At 62.7% G+C, this 16,837-nt stretch carries 9 protein-coding genes; 8 read left to right on the top strand and 1 reads right to left on the bottom strand.

All coding sequences use genetic code 11. The features are described from left to right. Positions 1-36 precede the first annotated feature (36 nt). Positions 37-1,431 (top strand): replicative DNA helicase, encoded by a 1,395-nt coding sequence (gene dnaB, locus ACXX81_RS19995; protein ID WP_003236220.1) that lies wholly within the window; start codon positions 37-39, stop codon positions 1,429-1,431. Here dnaB and ACXX81_RS19990 read toward each other — a convergent pair whose 3' ends face one another. Beyond that, the gene (locus ACXX81_RS19990; protein WP_458572265.1) at positions 1,432-5,295 is read right to left on the bottom strand and encodes a dermonecrotic toxin domain-containing protein; all 3,864 of its coding nucleotides are present in this window, start codon (positions 5,293-5,295) and stop codon (positions 1,432-1,434) included. A 183-nt stretch (positions 5,296-5,478) separates the two neighbouring features. Here ACXX81_RS19990 and ACXX81_RS19985 point away from each other — a divergent pair, with 183 nt between their 5' ends. The 7 genes from ACXX81_RS19985 to ACXX81_RS19955 all read left to right on the top strand — a co-directional run bounded on the left by ACXX81_RS19985 (position 5,479) and on the right by ACXX81_RS19955 (position 16,834). Continuing rightward, complete coding sequence (locus ACXX81_RS19985; protein WP_458572264.1) at positions 5,479-7,782, top strand: YgiQ family radical SAM protein; 2,304 nt, start codon at positions 5,479-5,481, stop codon at positions 7,780-7,782. 211 nt (positions 7,783-7,993) lie between these two features. Beyond that, positions 7,994-8,911 (top strand): Ssp4 family T6SS effector, encoded by a 918-nt coding sequence (gene ssp4 / locus ACXX81_RS19980; RefSeq protein WP_458572263.1) that lies wholly within the window; start codon positions 7,994-7,996, stop codon positions 8,909-8,911. Next, positions 8,911-9,354: a hypothetical protein gene (locus ACXX81_RS19975; RefSeq protein ID WP_458572262.1), complete on the top strand. Its 444-nt coding sequence runs from the start codon at positions 8,911-8,913 to the stop codon at positions 9,352-9,354. The genes ssp4 and ACXX81_RS19975 overlap by 1 nt, the downstream gene beginning before the upstream one ends. Positions 9,355-9,458: 104 nt before the next feature. Next, positions 9,459-9,821 (top strand): hypothetical protein, encoded by a 363-nt coding sequence (locus tag ACXX81_RS19970; RefSeq protein WP_458572261.1) that lies wholly within the window; start codon positions 9,459-9,461, stop codon positions 9,819-9,821. 187 nt (positions 9,822-10,008) lie between these two features. Continuing rightward, the gene (locus ACXX81_RS19965; RefSeq protein WP_458572260.1) at positions 10,009-13,299 is read left to right on the top strand and encodes a transglutaminase family protein; all 3,291 of its coding nucleotides are present in this window, start codon (positions 10,009-10,011) and stop codon (positions 13,297-13,299) included. A gap of 158 nt (positions 13,300-13,457) precedes the next feature. Then, positions 13,458-15,944: a circularly permuted type 2 ATP-grasp protein gene (locus tag ACXX81_RS19960; protein WP_209987936.1), complete on the top strand. Its 2,487-nt coding sequence runs from the start codon at positions 13,458-13,460 to the stop codon at positions 15,942-15,944. Then, entirely contained in the window at positions 15,944-16,834 is an 891-nt protein-coding gene (locus tag ACXX81_RS19955) for a transglutaminase family protein (RefSeq protein WP_209987939.1), read from the top strand. The genes ACXX81_RS19960 and ACXX81_RS19955 overlap by 1 nt, the downstream gene beginning before the upstream one ends. Positions 16,835-16,837 lie beyond the last annotated feature (3 nt).

Below are 16,837 nucleotides of genomic sequence, written 5' to 3'. Positions count from 1 at the left end.
TTTTGTTTTTCTACACTCCCCAAATTCCAAGTGGCCATGAACGATATTTCAGCTCCCGAGCAATACGATCTGCAAACCGCTGCCCTGAAGGTGCCGCCGCATTCCATCGAGGCCGAACAGGCCGTGCTCGGTGGCCTGATGCTGGACAACAACGCCTGGGAACGCGTGCTGGATCAAGTCTCGGACGGCGATTTCTATCGGCATGACCACCGCCTGATCTTCCGTGCCATCGCCAAGCTGGCCGACCTGAACTCACCGATCGACGTGGTGACCCTGGCCGAGCAACTCGACAAGGAGGGCCAGACCTCCCAGGTCGGCGGCCTGGGCTACCTCGGTGAGCTGGCGAAAAACACGCCGTCCGTCGCCAACATCAAGGCCTATGCGCAGATCGTTCGCGCCCGGGCCACCTTGCGCCAGTTGATCGGCATCGCCACCGAGATCGCCGACAGCGCCTTCAACCCCGAAGGCCGCACCGCCGAAGAAATCCTCGACGAGGCCGAACGGCAGATCTTCCAGATCGCCGAAGCGCGCCCCAAGACCGGCGGCCCGGTGGGCGTCAACGAGTTGCTGACCAAGGCCATCGACCGTATCGACACCCTGTTCAACACCGACAACGCCATCACCGGCCTCTCCACTGGCTACACCGACCTTGACGGCATGACCAGCGGCCTGCAGCCGGCGGACTTGATCATCGTGGCCGGCCGTCCGTCCATGGGTAAGACCACCTTCGCCATGAACCTGGTGGAAAACGCCGTGCTGCGCAGTGACAAGAGCGTGCTGGTGTACTCCCTGGAGATGCCAGGCGAATCGCTGATCATGCGGATGCTCTCGTCCCTCGGTCGTATCGACCAGACCAAGGTGCGTGCCGGCCGCCTGGAAGACGACGACTGGCCGCGCCTGACGTCGGCGGTCAACCTGCTCAATGACCGCAAACTGTTCATCGATGACACCGCCGGCATCAGCCCCTCGGAAATGCGTGCGCGCACCCGACGCCTGGTGCGTGAGCACGGCGACGTGGCGCTGATCATGATCGACTACCTGCAGCTCATGCAGATCCCGGGCTCCGGCGGCGACAACCGTACCAACGAGATCTCCGAGATTTCCCGCTCCCTGAAAGCCCTGGCCAAGGAATTCAATTGCCCGGTGGTGGCGCTGTCCCAGCTCAACCGCTCCCTGGAACAACGTCCGAACAAACGCCCGATCAACTCCGACCTGCGTGAATCCGGAGCGATCGAGCAGGATGCCGACGTGATCATGTTCGTCTACCGCGATGAGGTGTATCACCCGGAAACCGAACACAAGGGCATCGCCGAAATCATCATCGGCAAGCAGCGTAACGGCCCTATCGGTACGACGCGGCTGGCCTTTATCGGTAAATACACGCGCTTCGAAAACCTTGCGCCTGGCAGTTACAACTTCGACGACGAGTAGTCACCCCGGCGGCAATGGGAACAGTTGCCTGACGGTGGCTTCACTGTATTGATAGTTCCAGCGTAGTTCGGCGCCTGCGGGGACATCCTCGCTGGCAAACATGCCGGTCAGAATCATTTGTTCCTGTGGCGCATCGCCGACCTGGGTATTCACCCGAAAGTGCGCGGCTTCAACGTTGTAGCCCGTACTGGCCTGCCGCACCGGATGGCCTGCCTCGTATTCGAAAATCGTGTTTATCCTCGACAACGCGTTGTCGCCCGACAGGATCGGTTGAGTGTTGACGGCGTAAGGGGAGGCGGGCCGGACTTCTTTAATGGCCATCAGATACGGGTCATGCCGAGCGTGTGCAACGTACAAAGGCAGCACTTCCCCGCCATACACGCCCAAGGCTTCGCCTTTCCTGAGCGGTTTGCGGGTAATGACGGTGGCCTGCCCGATCAGCGCAGATTCCTGCGCAAACTTCTGATGCGCCGCTGTGAAAGGCGTTACTTCGAGCTTGTCCTCGTAAAGGCGCGCGACGTTTTCATAACCTTCCCACTGGATGTAAGGCCGGATCGACGCGCTTGCGTATACCACGTCGGACGTTAACGACTTCCCCTGGATTTGCAGATGCCGGATCCGCATGGGCTGACCTGTCTGGTCACGTAACGGATATCGACCGTTGTTGGCTCGGTCGTAGATGCACCGGTAGTTCCAGCTGTGCTGATAGCCCCGTTCGCTGCGCATGCTGGTCAGTTCCTGTGCGGTGTAAGCCGGCTGCACGCTGTCCCCTTCGGCTGATCCGTAATCGCTGGAAGACTGCGTCGACTCAAACTCGTCGCTGGACTCCATGCCTTGAAGTGACGGTGCAGGTGATGTTCCGCCGCCGAGCAGTAACCCAGTGGCTTGATCAGTTTCCCAGCCTCCTCCGGTTTTTTGACGAACGTAGGGCTGATAGGCGCGGAAACGATTGCGGGCATCGATCAGTCGCCATCCCTGCGGGTCAGCTTTGACTTCGTAATACTTTTGCTGGTCCTGAAGGTAGTAGCGATAACTGCCGTCTGAAGCGGGACGGCTTTGATGAAGGCCGTCCGCGCGCAACGTCAGCCCGGTCGGGGGGCTTGTTTGTGCAAATGATGGATCAAGTGGCAACCCTGGCTCTGTTGGCGCGTGCCTCAAGAGCATGTGGCCCCGATAGGCCGCGGCAGGCTCGGCGATCAGCGACGCGCCGGTCTTGTGCAGCGCGGCTTCGAAGGAAGTGGCGTTTGCCCGGGTCAAGAGCGCAGTGCGTTCGGAGTCGGTGAGCGTGCCCTCGATAGCGCCAAGCAGGTCGGTCGGTGCAGCAGGTTGTTCTGCGTACAGCTCACCTTCACGAACCAGTACGTGGCTGGTGATGCTATCTGGATCGCCGATGCTGCCCAGCAACGGGCCGTCGGGACTGGCGTCGTGTACGCTGATTTTTCGTGCCTTCGGCCAGCCGGGCATTTGCTCCAGGGCATAGAGAACCAATGGCACGCTCTCGGGGCTGCGCCTGGCCTCGAGAAAAATACCGGCCTGCAAACGGGCAGCCTGCGCAGCGTCACTGGTGGCCTTTACCTCCATTTGCAGGGGCGGCGGCAAGCGTTTTTCCATCGTCGTGACCGCTGTTTCACCGGACTCGTCGAGCAAGGAAAGCAGTCGCTGCTTTTTACGCGGAACGTCATCCGCCAGCCGTACTGCCAGATTTTCGATTTTGGTTAAATAATCGACATAGAACGTGGGTAGCAGCTTGTTGAATTCGAGCTGTGGCATCTGCTCTTCCAGCGCATACAGCAGCTCGCCCTTTCTGAAGCGCGCTTCGCTGATTTTTATTTCGACTGTTCCGGTGCCGTGGCTCATCACGACCTGTTGTTGTTCGCCGACAATTTTCAGCACATGGTTGGCTGGCCATTCAGGCAGCGATGTAAGCAGGTGGAATTGAATTTGTGGTGAACAGGGCGTCACCGCTGTGCCTTCGGCGCGCTCCAGGTTGAAGTCGGTCAGTTCCTGGTCCAGGTTGAAGTCCCTGACCGTATCGAGCAGCAGGGGCGGCGGGCGCTGCATATCCTGGTGGACTTCACGCAGCTGGGTCTTGTCCAGGCCGCTGAGCAGGAGGATGGGCTCAACCTTGGGCAGGGTGATAGTGGCGGCGTCAGGCCCCAGGCGCTTGATCAGTTTAAGCTCGTCCCAGTCGTGTGGCGTTTCATGGGCGTGGCGCCAACCGCCGGCTCCATTGCTCAGGAGAGCGGGTTGGTAGGCATCCGGATCGGTGGGGTGTGAAAGCTCCCATTGCTGACCATCGGCGGCGCGTTGTATGGCATGGGCGTGATCGTCCAGTTTCAGGTAGTGCTGCTGCCCATCCTTGTAAATTCCCTGTTTATCGGCCACCACATGGCTGGGCAATGCATCGTGATGGCGGTAGGGTTTGAGGTCGGTGTTCCACAAACGCCAGCCTTTGTTGCGCACCTTGACCTTGACCAGCCGGGTGCTGAAGCCGACGGTGCGCACCGCGCCCGCCGTGGCCACCGCCAGAGCGGCGCTGTCCACCAGGTCGAGCAAGTCATTCAAGGCTTCATCGCTGTCGCCGCGGCTCCAGGCCGCGAACCCTTCATACACGGTGCCGATCACCTGTGCAGCGGTGACGACCAACAACACTTCGCCCACCACGGGAATGAAAGACGCTGCAAAAAACAGCGCGGACTTGCCCAGGTCGAGCCAGCCCTGCAGACGTTTTTGCCGGCTGATCAGGTCGACGTCGGCGGTGGGCACAGCCACGATGCGTGCATCGCTTTTGATCTGGTCGATTCGCTGCCGGGCAATGGCTTTGAAAAGGTCGCCTTCAACTGCCGTGAGGCTAATGGCCGCCTTGAGTGTGGCTGGCAGCTTTTTCTGCAGGGCTGGCGCCTCGGGATGGCGAAGGCGGGCCGCAGTCACTTCCAGCAGATTGCCTTGATGCTGCAACGGCACCAAGTGTTTGAAGAAGGCCTGGTAATCCGGTTTAAGCAGGCGCGTCGCCAGCTCTGCCACAAGCTCAGCCAGGGAGGCGTGTTGACGCAGCGCTGCGTGCGGGTCCTCGGGGGTGTAGAGCAGGAACGGGATACCGATGCTCTCGGCCTTGATCACCAAAACACTGGGCAGTACCACCTCATTGAGGGTCAGGTGGTTGCAGGTTATCTCCAGGTGTTTTCCCGCTTCCTGGAGGACCTGCAATTGCAAATGCTGGCGAGCCATTATCTTCTGGCGCATGTTGCTGCTGTGCAGTGCAACACCGAAGGCATGCCGCGCCTGGGCCCTGAATAGCCCCCGGACCTTGTCGGCAGACGCAGGCTCAAGGACATCGCTGATGTGTTTTAGATACTGGCCGCCGATATCCAGCTTGCGACAAAAGCGTGCGAACGCGGTCGCGCAAACCGCACTCGGCACCTCTCCCGAGTCAGTCGGATTGAAAATCGCCGTGCCGATTTCCATGCCTCCCGCCTCTGCCTCCGAGGCTTCGAAGTTCTGCAGTGCAGCCTCCAGGAGTGTCTGCCGGGTGGTTTTTGCGTGGTTCTTGATCAGACCCAGCAGGTGATGATTCTTCCACTCGCGGGACAGGACGGCGTCTTCGTTCGTAACGAGGCCAAAGAACCAGGATCGGATTTTCTCGCGCAACAACTTGCGTGCAAACGCTTCCGGGCTTTGTATTGCATCGAGCAGGGCGTCAAGGTCGTGCCTGGCCTGGTTGCTGCTGATCAGGCTGCTGCGAAAACTCCGGCGCAACTGCTCCGGCGCTTCGCTCAGCCAGGAGGGCAACTGATTCTTGATGAAGTCCAGGTGGGGCGTCAGGGGCGAGGCGGGTGTGTGCATTGCCGAAACGTGTTGGGGCATGGATCGAGCCCTCATGGGCTGTGGTTGGTCGCTTTCAGGCTATCCATGATTTTTTTGACGGGGCCCTAGCCCGTTAGCCCCAGTTGGGTGTTCATGGAAAAGCCGACCACTGCCGTCGGAATTGGTCAAAATTTGTGCTATATTCCGCGCCCGCGATTTTTCATCTCAACACCGGTTATCGTCATGCAAACAGCCAAGCCGTTATTTGACTATCCCAAGTACTGGGCCGAATGTTTCGGTCCAGCGCCATTCCTGCCGATGAGCAGGGAGGAGATGGATCAGCTTGGCTGGGATTCGTGCGACATCATCATCGTCACGGGTGATGCGTACGTGGACCACCCGTCCTTCGGCATGGCGATCATTGGCCGGCTGCTGGAGTCCCAGGGCTTTCGCGTGGGGATCATTGCCCAGCCGAACTGGCAGTCCAAAGACGACTTCATGAAGCTCGGCGAGCCGAACCTGTTCTTCGGCGTCGCGGCCGGCAACATGGACTCCATGATCAACCGCTACACCGCCGACAAGAAAATCCGTTCCGACGACGCCTACACCCCCGGCGGGATGGCCGGCAAACGCCCGGACCGTGCGAGTCTGGTGTACAGCCAGCGCTGCAAGGAAGCCTACAGGCACGTACCGATCGTGCTCGGCGGCATCGAAGCCTCCCTGCGCCGCATCGCCCACTACGACTACTGGCAGGACCGCGTGCGCAACTCGATCCTGATCGACGCCGCCGCCGATATCCTGCTGTATGGCAACGCCGAGCGGGCCATCGTCGAAGTGGCTCAGCGCCTGTCGTGGGGCCACAAGATCGAAGACATCACCGATGTGCGCGGCACCGCGTTCATTCGCCGCGATACCCCGGCGGGCTGGTACGAAGTGGACTCCACGCGTATCGATCGCCCGGGCAAGGTCGACAAGATCATCAACCCGTACGTCAACACCCAGGACACCCAGGCCTGCGCTATCGAGCAGGAAAAGGGGCCGGTTGAAGACCCGGAAGAGGCCAAGGTCGTACAGATCCTGGCCAGCCCGCGCATGACCCGCGACAAGACCGTGATCCGCCTGCCCTCGGTGGAAAAAGTCCGTGGCGACGCGGTGCTCTACGCTCACGCCAACCGCGTGCTGCACCTGGAAACCAACCCAGGCAACGCCCGCGCCCTGGTGCAAAAGCACGGTGAAGTGGACGTGTGGTTCAACCCGCCGCCCATCCCGATGACCACCGAAGAAATGGACTACGTGTTCGGCATGCCTTACGCGCGTGTGCCGCACCCGGCGTACGGCAAGGAAAAGATCCCGGCCTACGACATGATCCGCTTCTCGGTGAACATCATGCGCGGCTGCTTCGGTGGCTGTACCTTCTGCTCGATCACTGAGCACGAAGGCCGCATCATCCAGAACCGCTCCGAAGAGTCGATCATTCGCGAGATCGAAGAGATCCGCGACAAAGTGCCGGGCTTTACCGGCGTGATCTCCGACCTCGGTGGCCCCACCGCGAACATGTACCGCATCGCCTGCAAGAGCCCGGAGATCGAATCCGCATGCCGCAAGCCGTCCTGCGTGTTTCCCGGTATCTGCCCGAACCTGAACACCGACCACTCCTCCTTGATCCAGCTGTACCGCAGCGCCCGTGCGTTGCCGGGTGTGAAAAAGATCCTGATCGCTTCCGGCCTGCGCTACGACCTGGCCGTCGAGTCGCCGGAATACGTGAAAGAGCTGGTCACCCATCACGTCGGTGGCTACCTCAAGATCGCCCCGGAACACACCGAGGAAGGTCCGCTCAACCAGATGATGAAACCGGGCATCGGCAGCTATGACAAGTTCAAGCGCATGTTCGAGAAGTACACCAAGGAAGCGGGCAAGGAGCAGTACCTGATCCCGTACTTCATCGCCGCCCACCCCGGCACCACCGATGAAGACATGATGAACCTCGCCCTGTGGCTCAAGGGCAACGGCTTCCGTGCCGACCAGGTGCAGGCGTTCTACCCCTCGCCGATGGCCACCGCCACCGCGATGTACCACTCGGGCAAGAACCCGCTGCGCAAGGTCACCTACAAGAGCGACGCGGTGACCATCGTCAAGAGCGAAGAGCAACGCCGTCTGCACAAGGCCTTCCTGCGCTACCACGACCCGAAGGGCTGGCCGATGCTGCGTGAAGCCTTGACCCGCATGGGCCGCGCCGACTTGATCGGGCCGGGCAAGGAACAATTGATTCCGTTGCACCAGCCGAGCACCGACAGCTACCAGAGCGCCCGGCGCAAGAACTCGACGCCGGCCGGCAGCCACAAGGTTGCCAAGGAAACCACTACCAAAATCCTCACCCAGCACACCGGCCTGCCGCCGCGTGGCAGCGACGGCAGCAACCCCTGGGACAAGCGCGAACAGGCCAAGGCTGCCGCGCAAGCGCGCAACAAACAGGCGGCCAAGGAACGCACGGATGCGGCGAAGGGCAAAGGCGGCAAGCCAACGCGCAAGCCGGTAGTGCCGCGTTGATCGCAGCCTGAAATACAAAACGCCAGCCTTAAGGGCTGGCGTTTTGCTTTCTAGGCGATGTGTAGACCGTTTGATAAGGTGGCGGGCATTGGATCGCTATCGGGGGCGAGCCCCTCCCACCGTTTGAATGTATTCACCGTTCAGACTGTGGGAGGGGGCTTGCTCCCGATAGCGTCAGTTCAGTCACCCCCCTTCAAGGAAGAGCACCCCCATGGGCAACCCCCTGGCCGGCATCGGCATGGACTTCAACCGCTCCCAGTTCCTGGCCCGCCAGCGCATCGAAAGCCAACTCAATCTGCCCCGGCTGTTTGCGGCCATCGATGGCGACCCCGGCATCGTCGGCGCGGGTGTCGTGTACATCGACGCTGATTTTAATGTCGTGACGCTGCGCGAATTCAAGCCCATCTGCAGCATCAAGCCCAAGCGCATCATTTTGCGTGAGGCGCAGAAGTACATAGCCCCCGCGCAGTTTGCCGATCAGGTAACCAACAATCCGCGTGAGTCTCGACTCGTGGGGGAGGCCGTCAATACGACATTGTCATGTGCCGGCGCGATTCTGGGTTGGATTGTGGTGTTCAGCGGCACTGTCGCCGTACCGTTCACGGGTGGCGCGAGCTTGGTGGTGGCGGGCCTGGGCGCCACCGCTGCGGCGGCCAGTACCGCGCAGTGCGTGGTGGGAGGCATGAGAACGTTCAACGAACTCAACGACCCGACCGCCAACGACGATATGGACAACGAGGAATGGTATCGCTATGCGATGCCGGTATTGGACGCGGCCTCGCTGTTGGGCGCCGGCGCCTCTACCCTGACGACTGTTCGACTGTTGCAGGCTCGAAAAGCAACGACCGGTAGAAGCTGGTATGAGCTGTCCAAGGGTTTGACCCGCCAGCAACGTAAGGCGCTCACCAAAGAGTTGCTAAGCCTGAAAGACCCAAGCCTGAGCAATAAGCTGCTGAAGTTGCGCCAGCGCTCCGGTGAGTTGGTGAAGCGCTATTCGGCGACCGAGATCAATCACGCGACTATTACGCAGATCAGGGACTCCCTCGGTGCCGCTATTGGTTTCACCGGCAGTACAGTGTCCGGCAACATTCGAACCATCGCAGTAGGGTTGTACGAGGAGCTTGAGTGATGGTGCGCCAAGTCTCGTTAAAAGCTTTTTTGGCTGACTACTTCCCTGCGTTTATTTGTGCATTTTTCCTTGCCTGTTTTTCCCTGTCCGCTGCCATTTCATTGGCATCCAGTACCTTTTTCCGGGGTGAACCAGAGCGAGCGCGTTACTCCTTTGTGGCGGCGGTAGTCTTGGGGCTGCTCTTGGCGGTCAGTCACTTCTTCATGATTCGGGGGAGAGCCTGGGGCGTTTGGGCCATCGTCGCCTTCTACGCGGTGTGTTTTTTGATCGTATTACCAACCTATGGCTATCGGCCCCATATGGCTGCCTATGTCATTGGGTTGCTGTTTCCAATGCTGGGACTGTTGTTGCTCAACAGTAAGCGTCATCGGGCAATGCGCCGTCAGCTACGGGAAATCCGTCACCTGCGTGAAGCCAAGAGCGCCAAGCACAAAGCTGGCTGAATGGGTAGATTCACCCCCCCCAGCCTCGCACGCGCGCCATAAGTATGTGCCGCGCGTGCAACGAATCGCCCATTTGAAGGAAGATCACCCCATGGGCAACCCCCTTGTTCGCGGTCCCGCTGGTGGTCGACAGCTATTTCCCGCGCCTGCCGCTGGAGGATAATCTCCAGTATTCCTTTTTCGGCGGCCTGGTGCTGACGTGGGGTGTGGTGCAGTGCAACTTCATGATCGCGCGCGGTCGGCCGCAGTGGCTACGGCCTCTGGCGACGCTGCTGGTACTCTGCATGTTGGCGGTGCTGCCCACGATCGCTTGCGGTCCACATTGGCTTTCGTTTGGCTTGAGCCTGCTGTTTCCCCTGCTGGGATTGCTGCTGCTCAACAGCAAGCGTCACCGTGAAATGCGCTGCAAACTGGTCGAAGTGCGGCGGCTGCGGCAAGCCATCATCGCCACCCGCAAAGCTCGCTAGTTGGGTAGATTCGCCACTGATCGCCACACGGGCGCCACAAATACGTGCAACGCTCGCACCACTACCCACCCGTTGGCGCCGTTTTGGTGCTGTACTGCACCGGGTCCATTGAGAAAGCGCAATGACCGCCGCGCTGGCATAAGTCTTGCGCGCGTTGTTCCCATGCTCTGGCTCGCAGGAGGCCGCCGTGTCGATTCATGTCGCGTTGCACCACGTTACGCATTACCGCTACGACCGCGCTGTCGAACTCGGCCCGCAGATCGTGCGTTTGCGCCCCACGCCCCACAGCCGCACGCGGATTCTGTCTTACGCGCTCAACGTGCAGCCCGAGCAGCACTTCATCAATTGGCAGCAGGACCCCCAGGGCAATTACCTGGCGCGCCTGGTGTTTCCGGAAAAGACCGCCGAGCTGCGCATCGAGGTCGACCTGGTCGCCGAGATCGCGGTGTTCAACCCGTTCGATTTTTTCCTTGAGCCCTACGCCGAGAACATCCCCTTCAGCTACGCCGCCGATGAGCAGCGCGAGCTGGCGCCGTACCTGGAAACCCTGCCGCTGACGCCAACGTTTGCCGCCTACCTGGCCGGTATCGACCGCACGCCCTTGCCAGCGGTGGATTTTCTGGTGGGCCTCAACCAGCGTCTGGCCGCCGATATCGGTTACCTGATCCGCATGGAACCGGGGGTGCAGACCCCGGAATTCACCCTGCAGAACGCCTCCGGCTCCTGCCGCGATTCGGCCTGGCTGCTGGTGCAGTTGCTGCGCAACCTCGGGCTGGCCGCGCGCTTCGTGTCCGGCTACCTGATCCAGCTCACCGCGGACGTCAAGGCCCTCGACGGCCCGTCCGGCACCGAGGTGGACTTCACCGACCTGCACGCCTGGTGCGAGGTGTATCTGCCCGGCGCGGGCTGGATCGGTCTGGATGCGACGTCCGGCCTGTTCGCCGGTGAAGGCCACATCCCCTTGGCCTGCAGTCCCGATCCATCGTCCGCCGCGCCGATCAGTGGCCTGGTGGAACCGTGCGGCTGCGAATTCACCCACGAGATGTCGGTAGAGCGGATCTGGGAAGCCCCACGGGTGACCAAACCCTACACCGAAGCACAGTGGCAGGAGATCCAGGCCCTGGGCCAACAGATCGATAGCGACCTGCTCAAGCACGACGTGCGCCTGACCATGGGCGGTGAGCCGACCTTCGTGTCCATCGACGACCCTGACGGCGCCGAGTGGAACACCGCCGCCCTGGGCCCGGACAAACGGCGCCTGTCCGCCGAACTGTTCCAGCGCATGCGCCAGCACTATGCGCCGCAGGGCCTGGTGCACTTCGGTCAGGGCAAGTGGTACCCCGGCGAGCAATTGCCGCGCTGGTCGCTCAATGCCTACTGGCGCCGCGATGGCGTGCCGATCTGGCACAACAGCGCGCTGATCGCCGATGAGCAGCAGGACTATGGCGCCGACGGCGAGCTGGCCGGGCGCTTTCTGGCCAGTGTGGCCGAACGTCTGAAATTGCCGGCGCGCTTCGTGTTCCCGGCCTTCGAAGACAACTTCTACTACCTGTGGCGTGAAGGGGCGTTGCCGCAGAACGTCACCGCCCAGGACCCGCGCTTGAGCGATAAGCTGGAACGCGAACGCCTGCGCAAAGTGTTCGCCCAGGGCCTGGATAAAGTCATCGGCCAGGTGCTGCCGCTGGCGCGCACCGCCGCCAATGATCGCTGGCAGAGCGGGCGCTGGTACCTGCGCGACAACCACTGCCGCCTGGTGCCGGGTGATTCGCCATTGGGTTACCGCCTGCCGCTGGCCTCGCAACCCTGGGTGACGGCAGCCGAGTACCCGTTCGTGCACCCCACAGACCCCAATCAGGATCTGCCGGCGTTACCCACCACCACCCAACTGCACCATCACGACGAACCCGCGCCAAGCGATGAGCGCGTGCCCGAGGTGGACGAGTCCGCCGACTGGCTGACCCGCACCGCGCTGTGCGCCGAAGCCCGGGAAGGGCGGCTGTACCTGTTCATGCCGCCGCTGGAGCGGCTCGAGGATTACCTGGAGCTGGTGGCCGCCATCGAAGCCACCGCCGAGGAGTTGCAGTGCCCGGTGCTGCTCGAAGGTTACGAGCCGCCGGCCGATACGCGCCTGAGCAACTTCCGCGTCACACCCGATCCAGGGGTGATCGAGGTCAACGTACAGCCGTCCGCCACCTGGAACGAGTTGGTGGAGCGCACCGAATTCCTCTACGAAGAGGCACGGCAAACCCGCCTGACCACGGAAAAGTTCATGATCGACGGGCGCCACACCGGCACCGGTGGCGGCAACCACTTCGTGCTCGGCGGCGCGACACCCAAGGACTCGCCATTCCTGCGCCGGCCCGACCTGCTGCGCAGCCTGATCAGCTATTGGCACAATCACCCGTCGTTGTCGTACCTGTTTTCCGGGCTGTTCATCGGCCCGACCTCCCAGGCGCCACGGGTGGACGAAGCGCGCAACGACGCGTTGTATGAGCTGGAAATCGCCTTTGCGCAAATGCCCGAACCGGGCGAAGAATGCCCGCCGTGGCTGGTCGACCGTCTGCTGCGCAACCTGCTGATCGACGTGACGGGCAACACCCACCGCGCCGAATTCTGCATCGACAAACTTTACTCACCGGACGGCGCCACCGGACGCTTGGGCCTGCTGGAGCTGCGCGCGTTCGAGATGCCGCCCCATGCGCGCATGAGCCTGACCCAGCAATTGCTGCTGCGCGCCCTGGTCGCGCGTTTCTGGCGTGAGCCTTACGCGCCGGCGAAACTGGCGCGCTGGGGCACCGAGCTGCATGACCGCTTCCTGTTGCCGCATTTTATCGCGCAGGATTTTGCCGACGTGATCGACGAGCTCAACACGGCCGGTTACCCGCTGCGCGCCGAGTGGTTTGCCGCGCACCTGGAGTTCCGTTTCCCCAAAGTCGGCGACTACGCCGTCAGCGGCATCGAGCTGGAGTTGCGCCAGGCCCTGGAGCCCTGGCATGTGCTGGGCGAAGAGGGCGCGGTGGGCGGCACGGTGCGTTATGTGGACTCGTCGCTGGAACGCCTGCAAGTGAAGCTGACCGGCCTGGCGCCGCAGCGCTACCTGCTGACCTGCAACGGCATTCCCGTGCCGCTGCAGCCCACCGGCCGCGTTGGCGAGTTCGTCGCCGGCGTGCGGTATCGCGCGTGGCAACCGGCCAACTGCCTGCAACCGACTATCGCGGTGCATGCGCCGCTGGTGTTCGACCTGCTCGACACCTGGATGCAACGCTCGCTGGGCGGTTGCCAGTACCACGTCGCCCATCCAGGCGGGCGCAACTACGACAGCCTGCCGGTGAATGCCAATGAGGCCGAGAGCCGGCGCATGGCGCGGTTTTTCCGTCTGGGGCACAGCCCTGGGAAGCTCACCGTGCCTACGGTGGTGCTCAACGATGAACTGCCGATGACGCTCGATCTGCGCCGCTTCCCCAATAAAAATGACTGAATGCAATTCAACCTGTGGGAGGGGGCTTGCTCCCGATCGCGGTATATCAGCCGATACATAAGTGACTGATCCGCCGCCGTCGGGAGCAAGCCCCCTCCTACATTGGATTGCGGCAAGTTTGAATTACACTGACCCCCCTTTGCCCTGCCGAGCGTTCCATGTCCGATTTGCTCGACCGTTACCCGCTGACCGCGGGCACCTACCACGAACTGCTGGATGGCAGCGGTGCCGTGCGTGCCCATTGGCGGCGCCTGCTCGACCACCTGCAACGCAGCACGCCCAACCAGTTGGCCCAGCGCCAGGCGCTGCTGACCCGGCAGATCCAGGAAAACGGCGTGACCTACAACGTCTACGCCGACCCCAAGGGCGCCGACCGCCCGTGGGAGCTGGACCTGCTGCCCCATGTGCTGGCTGCCGATGAATGGCAGCACCTGGCGGCCGGTATCGCCCAGCGTGCGCGCCTGCTCAACGCCGTGCTCGCCGACCTGTACGGTCCGCAACGCCTGATTGCCGAAGGCCTGCTGCCGGCCGAGCTGGTGTTCGGGCATAACAACTTCCTGTGGCCGTGCCAGGGCATCCAGCCGCCGGACGGCGCGTTTCTGCACCTGTACGCCGTGGACCTGGCGCGTACGCCGGATGGTCGCTGGTGGGTGACGGCCGACCGCACCCAGGCCCCCTCGGGCGCCGGCTACGCCCTGGAAAACCGCACCATTGTGTCCCGCGCCTTCCCGGACCTGTACCGCGACCTGCAAGTGCAGCACCTCACCGGTTTTTTTCGCACACTCCAGGAAACCCTGGCGCGCCAGGCACCGGGCGACAACCAGCCGCCGCTGATTGTGCTGCTCACCCCGGGGCGCTTCAACGAAAGTTATTTCGAACACCTGTACCTGGCCCGCCAGCTCGGCTACCCGCTGGTGGAAGGCGGCGACCTGACCGTGCGCGACAGCACCGTGTTTCTCAAAACCCTCAGCGGCCTGCGCCGGGTGCACGCGATCATGCGCCGCCTGGACGATGACTTCTGCGACCCGCTGGAGCTGCGCACCGACTCGGCACTCGGCGTGCCCGGCCTGCTCGACGCCGTGCGCCAGGGCAATGTGCTGGTGGCCAATGCCCTGGGCAGCGGTGTGCTGGAGTCCCCTGGGCTGCTGGGCTTTTTGCCGAAGATCAACGAGTTCCTGTTCGGCGAAACACTGATCCTGCCGTCGATTGCCACCTGGTGGTGCGGCGAGGCGCCGGTGCTGGCCAAAGCCCTGGAGAAACTGCCCGAGTTGCTGATCAAACCGGCGTTTCCCTCGCAGAGTTTCGCCCCGGTATTCGGCCGCGACCTCAACCCCGAACAACGCCAGGCCCTCGCCGAGCGCATGCGCGCGCGGCCCTACGCCTACGTCGCCCAAGAGCTGGCGCAATTGTCCCAGGCGCCGGTGTGGCACACCGTCGACGACCACCTGCAACACCGCGCCATCGGCATGCGCGTGTACGCCGTGGCCAGTGAGGACGGTTATCGCGTGCTGCCCGGCGGCCTGACCCGCGTGGCGGCCGATGCCGACGCTGAAGTGGTGTCGATGCAGCGCGGCGGCGCGAGCAAGGACACCTGGGTGCTCGGCGAGCGCGCCGCCGCTGGTGAGCTGTGGCGTGCACAACGCACAATTGGCGCCCATGACCTGGTGCGCCGAGACCCTTATCTGCCCTCGCGCGTGGTGGAAAACCTGTTCTGGTTCGGCCGCTATTGCGAGCGCTGCGATAACAGCGCGCGCTGGTTGCGTATCGTGCTCGCGCGCTATGTCGACGGCGACGACCCGCTGGCCTTGCAGGCGGCGGTGGAGCTGGGAGAAAACCTGCGCCTGCTGCCGGAGGAGGGCGAGTTGCCGGAGCGCCTGCTCGCGGCCTTGCTGGGAGATGACTGGCCGTCGAGCCTGCGCGCCAACCTGCAACGCTTGCAGTGGGCGGCGTCCCAGGTGCGCGGCAAGTTGTCCCGCGAAAACTGGCAGGCGCTGGTGGAGCTGCAGCGCGAAGCCATGGAGTTGGAGCGCGACGCTGCGGATGTGGGCGAGCTGCTGGACTTCCTCAACCGCCTGGTGATGTCCCTGGCGGCGCTGTCCGGCTTTGCCCTGGACGACATGACCCGCGACGAAGGCTGGCGCTTTCTGATGATGGGGCGGCGCATTGAGCGCCTGCAGTTCCTGAGCAGCAGCCTGGCAGCGTTCCTGCGCGGTGTGGCGGTGTTCGATCAGGCCGGGCTTGAGTGGTTGCTGGAGCTGGGCAACAGCAGCATCACCTACCGCTCACGCTACCTGGCAGTGCCGCAGTTGATCCCGGTGCTCGACCTGTTGCTGCTTGATGAGCAGAACCCCCATGCGGTGCTGTTCCAGCTCAAACTGGTGAGCCGTACCTTGCGCCGCTTGAACGACGACTTCGGCGTGCCGCGCGAAACCGGCCTGGCGCCGTTGGTGGAGCGTCTGGCGCGTTTCGACCTGGCGTGCCTGGAGAACCCGCTGTTTGGCGAGCCCGGTGTGCGCGCCGCACTGAACGGTCTGGCCGACCTGTTGCAGGCGGTCGCCGATGAGAGCGGGCAAGTCTCGGATCGCCTGGCCCTGCGCCATTTTGCCCATGTGGATGATGTCAGCCAGCAGACGGTGTCGGTGTAATGAGCGCGCGCTATCAGATTTTTCACGATACCCACTACCACTACGACAGCCCGGTGTCCCTGGCCCAGCAGTTGGCCCACCTGTGGCCCCGGCCTTGCGCCTGGCAACGTTGCAGCTCGCAGCAACTGGACATCAGCCCCGAGCCGTCCTCGCGGCGCGATGAACTGGATGTGTTCGGCAACCCGATCACCCGCCTGGCTTTCGAGCGGCCTCACGATGAATTGCTGGTCAATGCCAGCCTGAGCGTGGAAGTGCTGGCGCGGCCGGCGCTGGATTTTCGGCAGTCGCCGGCCTGGGACCGCACCCGTGACAGCCTGGCCTACAGCAGCCAGCCGCTGTCGCCAGAGCGGATCGAAGCCTGTCGCTACCGGTTCGAATCGCCTTACGTGCACCTCAAACAAACCTTCGTCGAGTTCTCCGCCAGCTGTTTCCCGCCCGGCGCGCCGTTGCTGGTAGGCACGCAGGCATTGATGGAAAAGATCTTCAGCGAGTTCACCTTCGATGCCGAGGCCACTCAGGTCGCCACGCCGCTGGTGGAAGTGCTGGAACGTCGACGCGGCGTGTGCCAGGACTTCGCCCACCTGATGCTCGCCTGCCTGCGCTCGCGTGGCCTGCCGGCGCGCTACATCAGCGGCTACCTGCTCACCCAGCCGCCGCCCGGCCAGCCACGGCTGATCGGCGCCGACGCGTCCCACGCGTGGGTTTCGGTGTTTTGCCCGGTGTCGGGCTGGGTCGATTTTGATCCGACGAATAACGTGCAGCCGGCACTGGAGCACATCACCCTCGCCTGGGGCCGGGATTTCTCCGATGTGTCGCCGTTGCGGGGGGTGATTCTGGGAGGGGGGAGCCATGACCCGGAGGTGCGGGTGACGGTGATGCCGCTGGAATAACTG

The sequence above is a fragment of the Pseudomonas sp. GNP013 genome (genome assembly GCF_054343995.1).
Note: the sequence above shows the minus strand (reverse complement) of the source record. Positions and strands in the feature narration are given on the sequence as shown.

Coding starts and splice junctions, on each gene's coding strand:
- ACXX81_RS19985 (WP_458572264.1), top strand. CDS start 5,479: ATGCAAACAGCCAAGCCGTTATTTGACTATCCCAAGTACTGGGCCGAA.
- ACXX81_RS19960 (WP_209987936.1), top strand. CDS start 13,458: ATGTCCGATTTGCTCGACCGTTACCCGCTGACCGCGGGCACCTACCAC.
- ACXX81_RS19975 (WP_458572262.1), top strand. CDS start 8,911: ATGGTGCGCCAAGTCTCGTTAAAAGCTTTTTTGGCTGACTACTTCCCT.
- ACXX81_RS19990 (WP_458572265.1), bottom strand. CDS start 5,295: ATGCCCCAACACGTTTCGGCAATGCACACACCCGCCTCGCCCCTGACG.
- dnaB (WP_003236220.1), top strand. CDS start 37: ATGAACGATATTTCAGCTCCCGAGCAATACGATCTGCAAACCGCTGCC.
- ACXX81_RS19955 (WP_209987939.1), top strand. CDS start 15,944: ATGAGCGCGCGCTATCAGATTTTTCACGATACCCACTACCACTACGAC.
- ssp4 (WP_458572263.1), top strand. CDS start 7,994: ATGGGCAACCCCCTGGCCGGCATCGGCATGGACTTCAACCGCTCCCAG.